Below are 15,989 nucleotides of genomic sequence, written 5' to 3' on the forward strand. Positions count from 1 at the left end.
CACAGAGGGCTGTCCCCTGGAAAAATACCTGTTTTCTTGCCATCGCGCCCGGGTAAGCCGGTAAACGTGGCAAACTGGTCCGCCTTATTATATCGGAAAGCGTCCAAATGTCAAGGCGCAGGGCATCCGGAAGCTTTTTCCGGGACAGGCATATCCCTCTGCCCGGGCGCATATGCTTGACCAACCATTTCGTCCCCCCCCACCGAAGAGAAAGGATGATGTCTCATGCGTACACACAGCCGCATTCTCTGGTCCCGCCTGTTCCGGCGCTGCGCCGCCTTCTTTCTGGCCACCCTGGCAGTATGGGCCCTCCTGGCCGGGACAGGCTGGGGGCTGGCCGCCGGGAGTCTGGACGCCCTCACCTCCAGTCCGCTCTTTGTCTCCGCCGCCCTCCAGGCCGAGCTGGGGAATGTGGAGACTGGAACCACGATGGACGAGCTGGACTTCTGGCAGCGTCTGGTGGTGGATCAGTCGGCGCTGCTGCGCCAGGGCGCTGGGATCGACGACACCGATCCCCTGGCCGCTCAGCCCACCCCTTCCGCCGCGCCCGCGCCCTCTGCCACGCCCCCCCTGGAGGAGGAAGAGCCACCCGCAGTCACCGCCGCGCCCGGGGACATTGTGGAGCGCACCCTGGTCCCCACCAGCACCGACGGATATGCCTATGCCGACGGCCTGTATCTCTATAACCGGACCAACCTGTCCGTCGATCTAGCTGCGGCCGCCTCGGCCCCCATCAAGGCCCAGCTCCCCCAGCAGGGTCCCCAAATCCTCATCATACATACCCATGCCACCGAGGCCTACACTCCGGACGGCAGCGACGTCTACACCCCCAGTGACCAGAATTCCCGTACCCTGGACGAAAACTACAATATGATCCGGGTGGGAAATGAGATGGAGCGGGTCTTTACCGAAATGGGCCTTTCCGTGCTCCACGACAAGGGCGTCTATGACTATCCCGCCTACAATGGGGCCTATTCCCGCTCGGGGGCCGCCATCCAGAAGTATCTCGCCCAGTATCCCTCCATCCAGCTGGTGCTGGACGTCCATCGGGACGCTCTGGTGGGGAGCGACAACACAGTGTACAAGGCCGTGACCAAGGTAGACGGCGTCAAGACCGCTCAGGTCATGCTGGTGCTGGGCAGCGGCTCCACCCACCCCAACTGGATGGAAAATCTGGCCCTTGCCGCCCGCATCCAGCGGAGCATGGACACCCTCTATCCCACGCTGGCCCGTCCCATGACCCTGCGCAGCTCGGTCTACAACCAAAATCTAACTCCCGGCTCCCTGTTGGTGGAGGTGGGTACCCATGGCAATACCTTGCAAGAGGCCCTCAATGGCGCCCGCTGCTTTGCCCGGGCCGCAGGCCAGGTCTTTCTGAATCTCACCCCATCCGGCAGCTGACGCAAAAAAATTTACAGATTCCTCTCCTTTCTTCGCCGAATCCATGCTATACTGCTCTCATATACACCAACAGAAATGGGAGGTCTTTCCATGGAAGATCAAGAACTCTCCTGGCGGGAGCGGGGCCGGCTCTGGATGCGCCTTGGCATCCGGCTATTGCTCACCCTGCTTGTACTGGCCGCGCTGGCCCTGGCGGGGCCAGCCCTGCTGTCCCTCTTTATGCCCTTTGTACTGGCCTTTGTGGTGGCCTGGCTCCTCAATCCCCTGGTGCGAGGAATCCAGCGGCGGCTGGGGATCTCCCGTAAATTTCTCTCCCTGGTGCTCATTCTTCTGATCCTGGCGGTGGCGGGGGGCGTACTGGTGGCCTTTATCTGGAACATCGCCCAGGAGATTATCTCCCTCTATGAGGACTGGAGCTCCATCTCCACCGCGCTTCAGGAGGCGCTCTCCTCTCTGGATCACGCCTTCTCCCGCTTTATGTCCCTGATTCCGGCCGATATCCGTACCGCCAGCGACGCCTATCTGGAGAGCCTCTTTACCTGGCTCCAGGGGGCTGTGACCACCGCCCTGGGCAGCTCGGCGGCTTATGCCACCCGGATCGCCAAGCAGGTCCCCTCCTTTGCAGTGGGCACTGTGGTCTTTTTGATGGGCTCCTATTACCTGACGGCCGACTATCCCCACATCCGCTATCTGGTCTCCAAGCGCTTTACCGGCCGTTCCCGCCACTTTTTGCAGGAGGTGCGGCAGGCCGCCCTCTCCGCCTTCGGCGGCTATGTGAAGGCCGAGTTTATCCTCTCGGTGGGCGTCTTTTTCATTCTGCTGGCGGGCTTTACCATCATTGGACAGCCCTATACGCTGCTGCTGGCCTTTCTTCTGGCCATTATGGACTTTATCCCCATCATCGGCGCGGGCACCGTCATGGTGCCCTGGGCGGTGGTGGACCTGGCCCTGGGGAATCTTCGGGAGTCCATTGAGCTCATGGTAATCTGGGGCCTGATCGCGCTCTTCCGCCGGGTAGGAGAGCCCAAGGTGGTGGGTGATCAGACCGGGCTTCCCCCCGTGGTCTCCCTGATCAGCATCTATGTGGGCATGCAGCTGGCCGGCGTGCTGGGGATGATCCTGGGCCCGGTGGTCTGTATGGTGGTACTCAACATCTGCCGGCTGGGGATTTTCAACCCCGTGCTGGAGGACATCCGCCTGGCAGCCGCTGATCTCTCCGCCTTTTTGAAGCACCGTCCAGGCGGGGATACGAATTCAAAAAACGTGTAAAGTTTCTTCACGCTTTGGACATATTTTGTGGGTATCCTAAGAGCAGTTCAAGAGAGAACCCTCAAAAGGAGCGAGTGTTATGTTTGACAATCAGGAATTTCGTCCCCAGTCCGATGGACCGGATACCAATCCCATAGAGACCACCCAGTTCCACGTACACAGCGACCCCTGGGATACCGGCTCCCAGCCCCCCAAGCCGCCCCGCAAGAAAGGCGGCATGGCCGGAAAAGTCGTGGCCCTCGGCCTGTGCTGCGCCCTGGTCGGCGGTCTGGTGGGCGGCGGAAGCGCCTGGTACATCTCCCGCTCTTCCAACAATACCGTCCTCTATGAGGGCGGGAATCACCCCACCGTCAATGTAGATACCACCAGCGTCAAGTCGGGCGAGGCCATGACCCCCGCCCAGCTCTATGCCGCCAATGTGGATGCCTGTGTGGGTATCACCACTGAGGTCAACACCAATGTCTACGGCTATGTGGTACAGGGCGCCGCCGCCGGTTCCGGCTTCGTGATCTCCTCGGACGGCTATATCGTCACCAACTACCACGTCATCAAGGACGCCACCTCCATCAAGGTCGCCTTTGTGGACGGCCAGACCTATGACGCCAAGCTGGTGGGCGGCGAGGCCGAGAACGATGTGGCCGTGCTCAAGATCGAGGCCACCGGCCTCCACGCGCTCACCCTGGGCGATTCCGACTCCCTGGTGGTGGGTGAGCCGGTCTACACCATCGGCAACCCCCTGGGTGAGCTGACCTGGTCCCTCACCGACGGCCTGGTCTCGGCCAAGGACCGCTCGGTCACCACCAGCGAGGGGCAGACCATGAATATGCTCCAGACCAACACCGCCATCAACTCCGGTAACTCCGGCGGCCCCCTCTTCAACGCCTACGGGGAAGTGGTGGGCATCACCTCCGCCAAGCTCTCCAGCAACGGTGACTCCTCGGAGGCCAGCATCGAGGGTCTGGGCTTCGCGATCCCCATCAACGATGTGCGCAGCATGATCACCGACATCATTGAGCACGGCTATGTCACCGGAAAGCCCAATGTGGGCATCCTGATGACCGATGTGCCCGACTACGCCACCAAGTACGGCGTGCCCGCCGGTGCCTCGGTGGAGGCCGTCCTCGAGGGCTCCTGCGCTGAGAAGGCCGGCATCCAGAAGGGCGACATCATCTGCGCTGTGGACGGCACGGAGGTGGATTCCAGCACCGCGCTGAAGGACGCCGTGCGGGATAAAAAGGCCGGCGATACCGTCACCTTCACCATTTACCGCGACGGGGAGAAGCAGGACCTCTCCGTGGTCCTGGATGAGGACAACCAGGAGCGGCAGAACGCCCTGAGCGACCTGCAGGAAGAGCTTAGCCAGGAGAAGCTGGAGGCCTCTCAGCAGCAACAGCAGTCCCAGCAGAACAACGGCTACTACAATTGGCCCTTTGGTTTCGGCTATTGATCCAACTGGATATTTCCCCTCTTTCTCAAGTCAGGCGGTCCGGTCAAAGCAGCAGACCGGGCCGCCTGTTCTATTCTGCGGTGTCCCCTGCGCCGCATGCTTTTCCGCAGAAAAAGTTTTCTTTTTTATGATCTGTTCTATTTTTATTTCTATCTTATTTTTGTGTATATTATGCTGTATATGACTTATTTTCCGTCATTATAAAAATAAAAAGTTTTTATATTTTTATTTTTTCTTCATTTAATATAGAAAAGTATCTCCATTCTGTGGTATACTATATGATATTAATAGAAGAGGAGGCCAACTCATGTATCCCGTTGGATCGTTGCTTGTGTACGGCCGGAACGGCGTCTGCCGTGTCCGGGAGATCGCCACAAGGCCCGGCAATGGAGAGGCCCCTGAGCGGCTCTATTACACGCTCAAGCCGCTCTATACCACCGAGACCATCATCATCCCTGTGGACACCAAGGTCGCGCTGCGCCCTGTGCTGACCCGGGGGCAGGCCGAGGAACTGGTGCGCAGCATTCCCTCCATCGAGACTGAGGCCATCCGCATCACCAGTCTCCCCGCCCTGTCCCGCTATTATCAGGATGCCTATCAGACCTCCGACTGTGTGGAGCTCCTCCGCCTCATCAAGAGCATTCATGAGAAAAACCGCTCGGCCACCGACAACGGGCGCAAGCCCGGCAAGCTGGATGAGCGCTATCTCCGTCTGGCCGAAGATCAGCTCTACGGTGAGCTGTGCGTCGCCCTGGATTTGGAACGGGAAGAGGTCCCGTCCTATATCCGCGAGGTGCTGGCCAGCGCCTCCTGATCCGCCGCACATGCAGAAAGCCCCGCTCTCGTTTTCGAGAGCGGGGCTTTTTTGTTCCGGGCTCAATAGCGCCCATACTGGAGGGTGGTGTCAAACCACGCCTCCAGATTCTCCTCTTTGTAGTGGTCCAGCACGATGGAGCAGTCCATCAGGAAGCCGCCGCCGGGGGCACAGGTGTCCAGCAGGCGCCGGGTCTCGTCCACCACCTCGTGGGGCTTGCCGTAGAGCAGGAGGGAGGTGGGGAGGTTGCCGCAGATGCAGGCGGTGTCGCCCAGCACTGCCTTGGCCCGGGCGATGTCCACCTGCTCAAACATGTAGATGACCTTGCCCCGGGGGACCTCCCGCAGGACTTCCAGGCGGGTGTCATACTTGCCTTCGCAGAACACATAGGGAATCATGCCGCAGTCGATGATCTCCTCCATCACCCGCCGCAGGGAGGGCCAGTAGAAGGTGCGGTAATCCTCCAGGCTCATGAAGTCGTCCGTACCGCCGTGGAGGGGCATAAAGCAGTACTTGGAGCCGGTGTTCTTCAGGCGGCGCACGTTCTGCAGGGCGTACTCCGTCATGATGTCGATGGCCGCCGTCACCTTCTCCGGGATCTCATAGAGGTCCATGGGCACATTCAAAAAGCCCCGGATGTTGTCGGCCAGCATGTCATAGGGGGCGTTCTGCCCCGCCAGCGCACCCAGAGGGGTCTGACAGGCCAGGGCGGTCTCCCGCAGGAGGGCGGAGTTCCGCTGCCACTCCACCGCCTGCTCTCCGGCGAACATGAGGGTCAGAAGGGCCTGCCGGACCTCCGGATCGGCAAAGGCCGCCATGGATGCATAGTGACCGAACTCCACCACCTCGTGGAAGTTCAGCTTGGCCAGCCCCGCCAGCTTCTTGTGCTTGCGGGGAAAGACCTTGGTCATGCAGAAGTGAGAGGGGTCCCGGAGGAACTCGTCGTACTCGTCCTCCTCCATATAGGTGCCGTCCACGATCTGGAAACCCTGGTTCAGGGGCACGCCGCAGGTGGCGCCCGGCCAGCGGATGGCGGTGGTCCCCAGGGTCTCCATCATGGGGATGGGGTAGCCCGAGCCGGCCCAGAACAGGTCGCAGGGATAGGTCTGCAAAAATTTCTCCACACCAGGCCGGAGGAGCCGGGCGTCGTTGAGAGCCTCATACCGGTCAATGCCGGCGGTCTGGGCGTAGGCCATGCCAATCTTAGGGGCCATGGGGACCCGGTCGCCCTCCCGCAGGGCGACGGCCGCGTCCACCCGGGCGATGCGCTGTTCCAGGTTATTTTCCGTTGTCAATGCCATGGGGGTGCTCCTCTCAGTCATCCTTGTGTGTGACCCGGTGCTTGGTGCCATCGGGCTCTACGATATAGGTATTCTCCAGCTGGCCCACCAGGTTGGCCCGCACCGAGGCGATATAGGCCCGGCGGAGGATGTCACGCTCCTCCACCTCCGCGGGGGTGAGGCCCTCCGGCGTCTTCGCCTTGCGGGCCAGCTCGTTGATCCGGTCAATCTGCGCTTGTGTAATCATAAGGGATGTTCCTTTCTTCGTTGGGTTGGCGGGAGGGGATTACAGATAGCGCTCCAGCACCACCATGATCCGGCCTTTTTTGGAACGGCCGCCCAGCTCCCGGACGGCGGCCTTGCCCAGTCCCCGGCAGGAGAGCACGTCCCCTTCTTCCACCGCCTTGTCGGCCTTGGTGCACTCCCGGTGGTTGAGCTGTACCCGCCCTGCGGAGATAAAGTCCGCCGCCTTGCTCCGGGAGGTGGAAAAGGCGCAGGCTACCAGGGCGTCCAGCCGGGGGGTGGCTACCGTGTCCCGGATGGTCTTGATGCGCACCTCCGGCGGAGAAATCTGGGAGAGGGAAATGGGTCCCGTCTTGAGGCGGGTCCGCCCGGCGCTGTCCAGATGGAGGAGCAGGTAGTCCGCCAGCTCTTCCAGCACCAGCACGTCACAGCTCTCCGGCCCTACTAGCAGGTCGCCCACCTTCTCCCGGGTGATCCCCTGGCCCAGGATGGCCCCCAGGATGTCCCGGTGGGTAATCCCTCCGTCGGCGTTGTAGGTACAGCGCAGGGCCTTCACCGGCCCCTCATCCGCCATGGCCAGGGCCAGGGCATCCTCCGGCTCCTGCCAGTCGGGGAGGAAGAGACAGATGGTCCGCTCCGCCCCCGGGTACCCGCCGAAGAACAGGTGAGGGGGATGGCCGTTGGCCGCGATCAAGTTTTCCACACTGACCCGCTCCGATGGGGATAAAAAGCCGGTGGCCGCCGGGATGTTCTTGCGCCGGGCGGTCTCCAGCTTATCCAGGGCCCGGGCCAGGAGGAGCCGCTCCTCCCCGTCCCGGGCCAGCTTGTCCAGTTGTTCGGTCTTGGTCATGGCTCTCTCAGCTCCAGCTCCACGGGGCAGTGGTCGCTGCCCATCACCTCAGGCAGGATGCGGCTGTCGGCGATCCGCTCCCGCAGGCGGTCGGAGACGATAAAATAGTCGATTCTCCAACCCGCGTTCTTTTCCCGGGCATGGTACATATAGGACCACCAGGAGTAGGCCCCCGTCACCTCGGGATAGAGCCAGCGGAAGGTATCGGTAAAGCCGGCGGAGAGCAGCTCGGTCATCTTACCCCGCTCCTCATCGGTAAAACCGGCGTTGCCCCGGTTGGATTTGAAGTTTTTCAGGTCGATGTCCTGATGGGCCACATTCAGGTCTCCGCAGAGGATGACCGGCTTTTGCCCGTCCAATCCTTTCAGATAAGCGCGGAAGGCGTCCTCCCACTCCATGCGGTAGGCAAGGCGGGTCAGCTCCCTCTGGGCGTTAGGGGTATAGCAGCACACCAGGAAGAAGTCCTCGTACTCGGCGGTGATGACCCGCCCCTCCGTGTCGTGCTCCGGCATGCCGATGCCGTAGGTGACAGAAAGCGGCTCCTTCCGGGTAAACACGGCGGTACCGGAATAGCCCTTTTTCTCCGCCGAGTTCCAGTACTGATGATAGCCCGGCAGCTCCAGTTCAATCTGATGGGGCTGGAGCTTGGTCTCCTGCAGGCAGACCACATCCGCGTCCGCCTGGTGGAAAAAGTCCAGAAAGCCCTTGCCCAGGCAGGCGCGCAGTCCGTTGACGTTCCAGGAAATCAGTTTCAAAGATCAGTCCTCCCGCCCGCTCAGGGCACGGCCCAGGTGGGGCAGAAAACGCAGCACCAGGGGAATATAGGCGGCCACAAAGAGGACCGCCGCCCCCAGCGCGGCCCACTTGCGCCCCCGCTTGGGAACGGCCAGGCCCAGCAGCATTCCCATGGCGCACAGGCAGAACTTGACCAGGGCCATGTCTCTCCAGTCCATCTCGGCAATACAGGCATTTCCGGCTTCCAGCAGACGTTTCATCGTGCTCCCTCCAGTTCCAGTAGTTTTTCTTTCAGGTCCAGCCCCCCGCCGTAGCCGGTGAGCTTCCCCGATGCGCCGATTACTCGGTGGCAGGGGATGAAAATGGGCAGGGGATTGCGGTGATTGGCCTGCCCTACGGCCCGCACCGCCTTGGGCTTTCCGATCCCGGCGGCCACCTGGGCATAGGAGCGGGTCTCGCCGTAGGGGATGCGCCTCAGCTCGGCCCAGACGGCCTGCTGAAAGGGGGTTCCCATGGGGTCCAGGGGCAGGTCAAAGGAGCGCCGCTCCCCCCGCAGATAGGCCAGGATCTCGTCACGGCCCTTCGAGAGCAGGGGCGTCTCCCGGCTGACCAGGCGCGGGATCCCCTCTCCGGGGAGGAAGAGGCGAGTCAGCGCGCCGCTCTCCTCCGCCAGGGCCATCTGCCCCAACGGCGTATCAAACACCAGGAATTCCATGGCTTAATACCGCCGCACCACGGCCACTACTTTCCCCAGGATCTGGGCAAAGGTGCCATCAATGGGCTCGTAGTCCGGGTTCTCCGGCATGAGCCAGGTCTTTCCATCCTTCCGGCGGAGGGTCTTGACCGTGGCCTCATCCTCAAAGAGGGCCACCACGATCTCGCCGCTGCGGCACTCCTGCTGCCGGTGGACCACCACCAGGTCCCCGGGGAGGATGCCCGCACGGAGCATGGATTCTCCCCGCACCCGCAGGGCAAAATACTCCCCGGCGCGGCCGCCGGTATCAAAGGTGAGATAATCCTCCACGCACTCCTCGGCCAGAATGGGCGCGCCGGCCGCCACATTGCCCACCACGGGCACCCGGTCGGGCCGGGGATCCAGCTCCTCCAGGACCGGATGGGCGGGCGCGCCCACCACGGTGATGGCCCGGGTCTTGCCCTCGGCCTTCGTGATGAGTCCCGCCCCTTCCAGTCCTTTCAGGTGGAAGTGGACGGTGGAGGGGGACTTGAGTCCCACTTCTTCGCCGATCTCCCGCACCGACGGGGGATACCCGTGCTCGGCCTGGAAGGCGATGATAAATTCATAAATCTGCTGTTGCTTGGGGGAAAGCGCCTTCATGGCAGGTCCCTCCTGTTCTATTCGACTGCTCCCCGCACCGATGCGGGGAGAACCTAAATCCTTATCTGGTGCTATTTTATCATACCCCCACCCAAAACGCAAACGTGCGTTCTAAGCGTCTCGGTTTGGGCAGCCCTTTGGTTGTCATAAAATTTTTACAATTTTTTGGTTGACAAATCGATTTTGCCTCCGTAAAATAAGTAAGCCCCCTAATCATTAGTATGCTGATGATCTGGGACTCTTTCACCGGACGGGAGGTGATCTCGATTGAAACCCAACTGTAAAATGCCTGGTATCCTGTTTCACGCCCTGCACCGGGCCCATCAGAAACGGGCTCAGGCACAGCTCAACGCCGGCGGTCTGGAGGATCTGGGTTCTCCTCCCATGCTCTTTCTGATCCGCCACTGGAGCGAGCAGGGGAAGCTGGCCTCTCAGAAAGAATTGGCCGATGCCCTGCACGTCACGCCGGCCACCGTGGCCATGTCCCTCAAATCCCTGGAGCGGAGCGGATATGTGGAAAAGAGGGGAGACCCCTCCGACCAGCGGTGCAAGCGGATCGCGATCACCCCAAAGGGGAGCCGGGCCGTTGAGCAGTGCTTTACGATCCTGGGGCAGGTGGATGAGCAGATGTTCGACGGGTTCTCCCCCGAAGAACAGGAGCAGCTCAACAGCTACCACCGCCGGATGCTCCGCAACCTCCGCGGCAGTGATTTTCAAGGCCCGGATGACTTCTGTTAGGAAAGGATGGAACAAGAAGGTATGTTTCGAAAACTGCTTCCATACCTGGGTGAGTACAAGAAATACGCCATACTCACCCCGCTGATGGCGATCCTGGAGGTGGCCTGCGAACTGGCTCTCCCCCGGCTCATGGCCGCCATCGTGGATGTAGGCATTGTCAATCAGGATCTGGCCTACATTCTTCAGACCGGCCTGGGTATGCTGATCCTGGCCATGTTCAGCATGACCTGCGGCATGTTCTGCGCCAAATTCGCCGCAATCAGCGCCCAGGGCTTTGGCGCCAATCTGCGCCGTGGCCTCTTCAATCAGATCCAGGAATTTTCCTTTGCCGACATTGACCGCTTCTCCTCGGCCTCCCTCATCACCCGCACCACCAACGACGTCAACGCCATTCAGATGATGGTGGCTATGGCCCTGCGGATGCTGGTGCGGGCCGTGGTGATGCTGGTGGCCGCTCTCGCGGTGGCTATCACCATCAATGCCCAGCTCACCCTGGTGATGGCGGTCATCATTCCGCTGATGGCGCTGGCCATCGGCCTGCTCATGCGCACGTGCAGCAAGCTCTTTGACCGCATGCAGCGGCGCATCGACGCCCTCAACAACACCACCCAGGAGAACCTGGTGGCCATCCGGGTGGTGAAGGCCTTCGTGCGGCAGGTCCATGAGAAGGCCAAGTTCAAGAAATCCAATGACGAGCTGACGGCCGCCACCATGAAGGTGGATATGACCGTGGTCCTCATCCTGCCCATCATGACTCTGAGCATGAACGCGGCCACCACCGCCGTGCTCTACATCGGCGGCGGCCAGGTCATGGGCGGCACCATGCTCATCGGCGATCTGAGCTCCTTTATCACCTACATCTTCCAGATCCTGATGAGCGTCATGATGCTCTCCATGAGTCTGCTCCAGCTCTCCCGCGCCATCGCCTGCGCCCGGCGTATCGACGAGGTGCTGGAGACCCGTCCCTCCATTCGGGACGGCGCCCGGCGGCCTCTGCCTGCGGGCTATGTGCCCAAGGCGGAAGAGCGGGACCTCTATCTGGAGGCTCCCCGGGGCGAGGTGGAGTTCCGCAACGTTTCCTTCAAGTATCAGGCCCAGGGCTCGGGCGACGACGTACTGGAGGACCTGAACTTCCAGGTCAAACCGGGTGAGTTCCTGGCCATCGTGGGCGGCACCGGTACCGGCAAGTCCTCTCTGGTCAACCTGATCCCCCGGTTCTACGATGTGACCGAGGGCGCGGTGCTGGTGGACGGCGTGGATGTGCGCGAATATCCTCTGGATGAGCTGCGCGCCCGGATCGGCATGGTGCTCCAGAAAAACGTGCTCTTCTCGGGTACCATCCGGGAGAACCTCCTGTGGGGCCGTCCCGACGCCACCGAGGAGGAGATGATCCAGGCCGCCAAGAACGCCCAGGCCTACGACTTTGTCATGAACCTGCCCGACGGCTTTGACACCATGCTGGACCAGGGCGGCACCAATGTCTCGGGCGGTCAGAAGCAGCGGCTGTGTATTGCCCGGGCCATGCTGCGCCATCCCTCCATCCTGATCCTGGACGACTCCACCTCCGCCGTGGACTCGGCCACCGAGGGTCTCATCCGTGCCTCCTTTAAGGAAAACCTGGCGGGCACCACCGTGATCATCATTGCCCAGCGCATCTCCTCGGTGCAGTATGCCGACCGGATCCTGGTCCTGGATGACGGCCGGATCAACGGCATCGGCACCCATGAGGAGCTCATGGCCACAAACCAGATCTATCAGGAGATCTATCAGTCTCAGCAGGAAGGAGTGAAGGAGTAATGGCCAATACACACGGCGCGCCCCGGCGGGGCCCGGGAGCTCACGGCGGCTTTGAAAAGCCCAAGGACCTGAAGCGGACGGTCTCCCGCCTGCTGGGCTACCTTACCAAGCGGAAGTGGCCCCTTTTTCTGGTGCTGGTGTGCCTGCTGCTCTCGGTAGGCACCAACATTGGCGGCTCCACCTTCATCAACCTCATCATCATCAACAACATCGCCTACGGCGGCTATACCGGCCCCATGGACCTCCTTGTGGATATCCTCAAGCTGGTTGGCATCTATCTGGTGGGCGTGGTGGCGGTCTACGCCCAGTCGGCCATCATGGTCCAGCTGGCCCAGCGGGGCACCAACCGCCTGCGCAAAGACCTCTTTGACCACCTCCAGACCCTTCCGCTGTCCTACTTCGACAAGCACACCCATGGCGAGCTCATGAGCCGCTTCACCAACGACGCCGACTATGTCCAGATGGCTCTGGAGCAAAGTCTGGTCTCCCTGGTCTCCAGTGCTATCATGTTCGTGGGCATCGTGGTGGTCATGCTGGTGGTGAGCCCGCTGCTCTTCCTGGTATCTGTTCTGACTCTGGGCTCCACCTTCCTGGTCTTCAAGGTCTTCGGCGGACGCAGCCGCCGGTATTACAAGAAGCAGCAGGATGCCCTGGGTGATGTCAACGGCAACATCCAGGAGATGATCGAGGGCCTCAAGGTGGTCAAGGCCTTTACCCATGAGGAGCAGGCCAAGGAGCAGTTCCAGGGCCTCAATGAGACCTACCGGGATGCGGCTACCAACGCCAGCTTCTATTCCACCGCAGTCATGCCCATCTCCATGAACATCATGAACGTGGGCTATGCCCTGACCGCCGCTTTCGGCGGCGTGCTCTCCCTGCTGGCCGGGTTCAAGCTGGGCTCCTTTACCCTGTATCTGGGCTACTGCCGTCAGGTGGGCCAGCCTCTGAGCCAGATCTCCCAGCAGCTGACCACCATTCTCTCCGCCCTGGCGGGCGCCGAGCGCATCTTTGACGCCATGGACGCCCAGCCCGAGGAGGACCAGGGCGTGGTCACCCTGGTCCCGGCCGAGAAGGACGCCAACGGCACTCTCTCTGCTCACACCGGCTCCGGCCATCCCCACACCTGGGCCTGGAAGACGCCCCGCACCGCCGCCATGTCCCTGGTTCCCGTCCTCCGGGAAGAGGGGAACCTCATCGAGCTGGGGCAGGCCGTCCGGGCAGGAGAGGGGCTCAAGCTCCTGCCCCCCCATCAGGATTCGGAGGAGAGCCTCTGGGTGCGGGTGGAGGCCGATGGGGCTCTTACTCCCATCGCCGACCTGTCACTGCTCTCTGCACACGGCTGGGCCTGGAAATACGCCGATCCCAACGGTAAGACCACCCTCCACCTCATCCGGGGCACGGTGCGCAATGTGCCCGGCGAGGACTACTACCTCACCGAGCTCAAGGGCGCGGTCCGCTTCACCGATGTGGACTTCTCCTATGTGCCCGGAAAGCGCATCCTGAAAAAGATCAATGTCTACGCCAACCCCGGCCAGAAGATCGCCTTCGTGGGCTCCACCGGCGCGGGCAAGACTACCATCACCAACCTCATCAACCGGTTTTATGAGATCGAAGGCGGCATGATCACCTTTGACGGCATCAACGTCCAGTCCATCCGGAAGGACGATCTCCGCCACGCCCTGGGCGCGGTGCTCCAGGATACCCACCTCTTCACCGGCACCATCATGGACAACATCCGCTATGGCCGGCTGGACGCCACCGATGAGGAGTGCATTGAGGCCGCCAAGATTGCCAATGCCCACTCCTTCATCCGCCGCCTGCCTGACGGGTACAACACCTTCGTCACCGGCGACGGCGGCAACCTGAGCCAGGGCCAGCGGCAGCTGCTGGCCATTGCCCGGGCGGCGGTGGCCGATCCCCCGGTCATGATCCTGGACGAGGCCACCTCCTCCATCGACACCCGGACCGAGGCCCTCATCGCCCAGGGTATGGACGCCCTGATGGAGGGCCGCACCGTCTTCGTCATCGCCCACCGCCTCTCCACCGTGCGCAATTCCGACTGCATCGTGGTCATCGAGCACGGCGAGATCGAGGAGAAGGGCTCCCACGAGGAGCTTCTGGAGCAGAAGGGACGCTACTACCAGCTCTACACTGGACAGTTCCAGCTCTCCTGAGCCGATCTTTTTTCCGGCCCCCGGTACGGGGGCCGGATTTTTATTTACACGAGCAAGCCTCCATGATAAAATTTGACAAAAGGAGGGGCTTCCCATGCATTGATGGTATGTTTCACCGCAGATATCGTCCATTTATGTGGTATGTATAGGTCGGTTGAAGGAGGTGGCCCCTGTGAGTAAGCGGACCATCGGATATATCGTCTACTATGTCCTCTTTGCACTCTTCGCCATTTACGGCACCGTGAAGCACTGGCCCATGCAGATCTTTGTGGCCATCATCCTACTGGTGGAGATCCTCTGCTGTTTGGGCGGAGATAATGCAGTGAGCAGTTTGGGTTATCACACACGTGCTCCCTCCACGACTGCCTCTATGGACCCCAAACCAAAGCGGGACTTTTCCAGTCTGCCCTTTGTCTCCTCTCTGTTGATCCTCCTGCCGCCCATCCTGTATTTTGTGATTTACACGGTGGTGTGGTGCCTGCTGTAAGGGGTTTGGCGGCCCCCGGCTCTCTGAGAGAGCCGGGGGCTTTTTTGCACGCAGCCTTGTGTTTTGCCCCGGTATCCAGTATAATAGATAGGCTAATTTCGTATTTTCACACCGAAAGGACGTCTTTGATATGAAGCTCGGCATCGTGGGTCTCCCCAACGTGGGCAAATCGACCCTCTTCAACGCCATCACCAACGCCGGCGCGGAGAGCGCCAACTACCCCTTCTGCACCATCGACCCCAACGTGGGCGTGGTGGCCGTGCCCGACGCGCGGCTGGACTGGCTCTCGGACTTCTACAAGCCCAAAAAGACTACCCCCGCCGTCATCGAGTTCGTGGACATCGCCGGCCTCGTGAAGGGCGCCTCCCGGGGCGAAGGCCTGGGCAACAAGTTCCTGGCCAATATCCGGGAGACCAACGCCATTGTCCATGTGGTGCGCTGCTTTGACGACGAGAACGTCATCCACGTGGAGGGCTCCACCGATCCCGTCCGCGACATCGGCATCATCGACATCGAGCTCATCATGGCCGACGTGGAGATGGTGGAGCGGCGCATCGACAAGGCCCAGAAGGCCGCCAAGAGCGATAAGAAGTTCCTCCACGAGGTGGAGCTCTTCACCGCCCTGCGGGACTGGATGAACGACGGCAACTCTGCCCGCTCCTTCCAGTGTGACGAGGAGGACCGGGCCATCATCGCCACCAGCGAGCTGCTCTCTCTCAAGCCCATTATCTACGCCGCCAACCTGGATGAGGACGGCTTTGCCGACTACCAGAATGTCTCCTACTACAAGCAGGTGGAGGAGATCGCCGCCAAGGAGGGGGCCCAGGTTATCCCCGTGTGCGCCAAGCTGGAGGCCGAGATCGCCGAGCTGGACGGGGAAGAGAAGGCCATGTTCCTGGAGGATATGGGTATCCAGGAGTCCGGTCTAGACCGCCTCATCAAGGCCAGCTACACCCTGCTGGGCCTTATCTCCTTCCTCACCGCCGGTGAGGACGAGTGCCGTGCCTGGACCATCACCAACGGCACCAAGGCCCCCCAGGCCGCCGGTAAGATCCACACCGATTTCGAACGTGGCTTCATCCGCGCCGAGGTGGTGGCCTTTGAGGACCTGAAGGCCAACGGCTCCATGAACGCCGCCAAGGAGAAGGGCCTGGTCCGTTCCGAGGGCAAGGAGTATGTCATGCACGACGGCGACATCGTTCTCTTCCGCTTCAACGTGTAAGTGTAAAAACAAGTAACCCCCGGGGTACGGAGATTTTCCGTGCCCCGGGGGTTTTTATAATGGGAAGTCCGCCTGTTCGGCGGGCATCACCTGCCCGGTGGGGGCACCGCTTTCTTTTCCGTAAGAAAGCGGTGGGAAAGAACGGGCCGGGGGATGCTTCCCCCGGCACCCCCTCAAAAGTACGCCCCGATGGGCT

The 15,989-nt window shown here is 61.3% G+C and carries 16 protein-coding genes; 9 read left to right on the forward strand and 7 right to left on the reverse strand.

Translation table 11 applies throughout. The features are described 5' to 3' along the window. Positions 1-225: 225 nt before the first annotated feature. The 4 genes from spoIIP to H8S34_RS04770 all read left to right on the forward strand — a co-directional run bounded on the left by spoIIP (position 226) and on the right by H8S34_RS04770 (position 4,931). Complete coding sequence (spoIIP, locus tag H8S34_RS04755) at positions 226-1,401, forward strand: stage II sporulation protein P (RefSeq protein WP_186963191.1); 1,176 nt, start codon at positions 226-228, stop codon at positions 1,399-1,401. A gap of 90 nt (positions 1,402-1,491) precedes the next feature. Further along, on the forward strand, positions 1,492-2,670 hold the full coding sequence (gene ytvI, locus H8S34_RS04760; protein ID WP_180956820.1) for a sporulation integral membrane protein YtvI: 1,179 nt from the start codon (positions 1,492-1,494) through the stop codon (positions 2,668-2,670). A gap of 79 nt (positions 2,671-2,749) precedes the next feature. Then, the gene (locus tag H8S34_RS04765; RefSeq protein WP_101692514.1) at positions 2,750-4,117 is read left to right on the forward strand and encodes a S1C family serine protease; all 1,368 of its coding nucleotides are present in this window, start codon (positions 2,750-2,752) and stop codon (positions 4,115-4,117) included. A 307-nt stretch (positions 4,118-4,424) separates the two neighbouring features. Continuing rightward, the gene (locus H8S34_RS04770) at positions 4,425-4,931 is read left to right on the forward strand and encodes a CarD family transcriptional regulator (RefSeq protein WP_101692515.1); all 507 of its coding nucleotides are present in this window, start codon (positions 4,425-4,427) and stop codon (positions 4,929-4,931) included. A gap of 62 nt (positions 4,932-4,993) precedes the next feature. Here H8S34_RS04770 and H8S34_RS04775 read toward each other — a convergent pair whose 3' ends face one another. The 7 genes from H8S34_RS04775 to lexA are packed head-to-tail and all read right to left on the reverse strand — an operon-like array spanning position 4,994 to position 9,375. Further along, positions 4,994-6,232, reverse strand: a complete 1,239-nt coding sequence (locus tag H8S34_RS04775) for a uroporphyrinogen decarboxylase family protein (protein ID WP_101692516.1) — start codon at positions 6,230-6,232, stop codon at positions 4,994-4,996. 13 nt (positions 6,233-6,245) lie between these two features. Further along, entirely contained in the window at positions 6,246-6,455 is a 210-nt protein-coding gene (locus H8S34_RS04780; RefSeq protein ID WP_186963250.1) for a DUF896 domain-containing protein, read from the reverse strand. A 42-nt stretch (positions 6,456-6,497) separates the two neighbouring features. Then, positions 6,498-7,304, reverse strand: a complete 807-nt coding sequence (locus tag H8S34_RS04785; RefSeq protein ID WP_186963192.1) for a YlmH family RNA-binding protein — start codon at positions 7,302-7,304, stop codon at positions 6,498-6,500. Continuing rightward, entirely contained in the window at positions 7,301-8,059 is a 759-nt protein-coding gene (locus H8S34_RS04790; protein ID WP_101692518.1) for an exodeoxyribonuclease III, read from the reverse strand. The genes H8S34_RS04785 and H8S34_RS04790 overlap by 4 nt, the downstream gene beginning before the upstream one ends. 3 nt (positions 8,060-8,062) lie before the next feature. After that, the gene (locus tag H8S34_RS04795) at positions 8,063-8,299 is read right to left on the reverse strand and encodes a permease of phosphate ABC transporter (RefSeq protein WP_101692519.1); all 237 of its coding nucleotides are present in this window, start codon (positions 8,297-8,299) and stop codon (positions 8,063-8,065) included. Then, complete coding sequence (locus H8S34_RS04800) at positions 8,296-8,754, reverse strand: methylated-DNA--[protein]-cysteine S-methyltransferase (RefSeq protein ID WP_101692520.1); 459 nt, start codon at positions 8,752-8,754, stop codon at positions 8,296-8,298. The genes H8S34_RS04795 and H8S34_RS04800 overlap by 4 nt, the downstream gene beginning before the upstream one ends. 3 nt (positions 8,755-8,757) lie before the next feature. Next, positions 8,758-9,375: a transcriptional repressor LexA gene (gene lexA, locus H8S34_RS04805; protein WP_101692521.1), complete on the reverse strand. Its 618-nt coding sequence runs from the start codon at positions 9,373-9,375 to the stop codon at positions 8,758-8,760. 267 nt (positions 9,376-9,642) lie between these two features. Between lexA and H8S34_RS04810 the strand changes: the two genes are divergently transcribed. The 5 genes from H8S34_RS04810 to ychF all read left to right on the forward strand — a co-directional run bounded on the left by H8S34_RS04810 (position 9,643) and on the right by ychF (position 15,793). Beyond that, a complete protein-coding gene (locus H8S34_RS04810; RefSeq protein WP_145996852.1) occupies positions 9,643-10,113 on the forward strand; it encodes a MarR family winged helix-turn-helix transcriptional regulator in 471 nt (156 codons plus the stop codon). 21 nt (positions 10,114-10,134) lie between these two features. Beyond that, entirely contained in the window at positions 10,135-11,910 is a 1,776-nt protein-coding gene (locus H8S34_RS04815; RefSeq protein WP_186963193.1) for an ABC transporter ATP-binding protein, read from the forward strand. After that, entirely contained in the window at positions 11,910-14,084 is a 2,175-nt protein-coding gene (locus H8S34_RS04820; protein WP_101692524.1) for an ABC transporter ATP-binding protein, read from the forward strand. The genes H8S34_RS04815 and H8S34_RS04820 overlap by 1 nt, the downstream gene beginning before the upstream one ends. 172 nt (positions 14,085-14,256) lie before the next feature. Continuing rightward, on the forward strand, positions 14,257-14,571 hold the full coding sequence (locus tag H8S34_RS04825; protein ID WP_101692525.1) for a hypothetical protein: 315 nt from the start codon (positions 14,257-14,259) through the stop codon (positions 14,569-14,571). Between the two features lie 130 nt (positions 14,572-14,701). Continuing rightward, on the forward strand, positions 14,702-15,793 hold the full coding sequence (ychF, locus tag H8S34_RS04830; protein WP_186963194.1) for a redox-regulated ATPase YchF: 1,092 nt from the start codon (positions 14,702-14,704) through the stop codon (positions 15,791-15,793). Positions 15,794-15,989 lie beyond the last annotated feature (196 nt).

Source organism: Pseudoflavonifractor hominis, assembly GCF_014288125.1.
GTDB classification, from domain to species: Bacteria; Bacillota; Clostridia; order Oscillospirales; family Oscillospiraceae; genus Pseudoflavonifractor_A; species Pseudoflavonifractor_A gallinarum.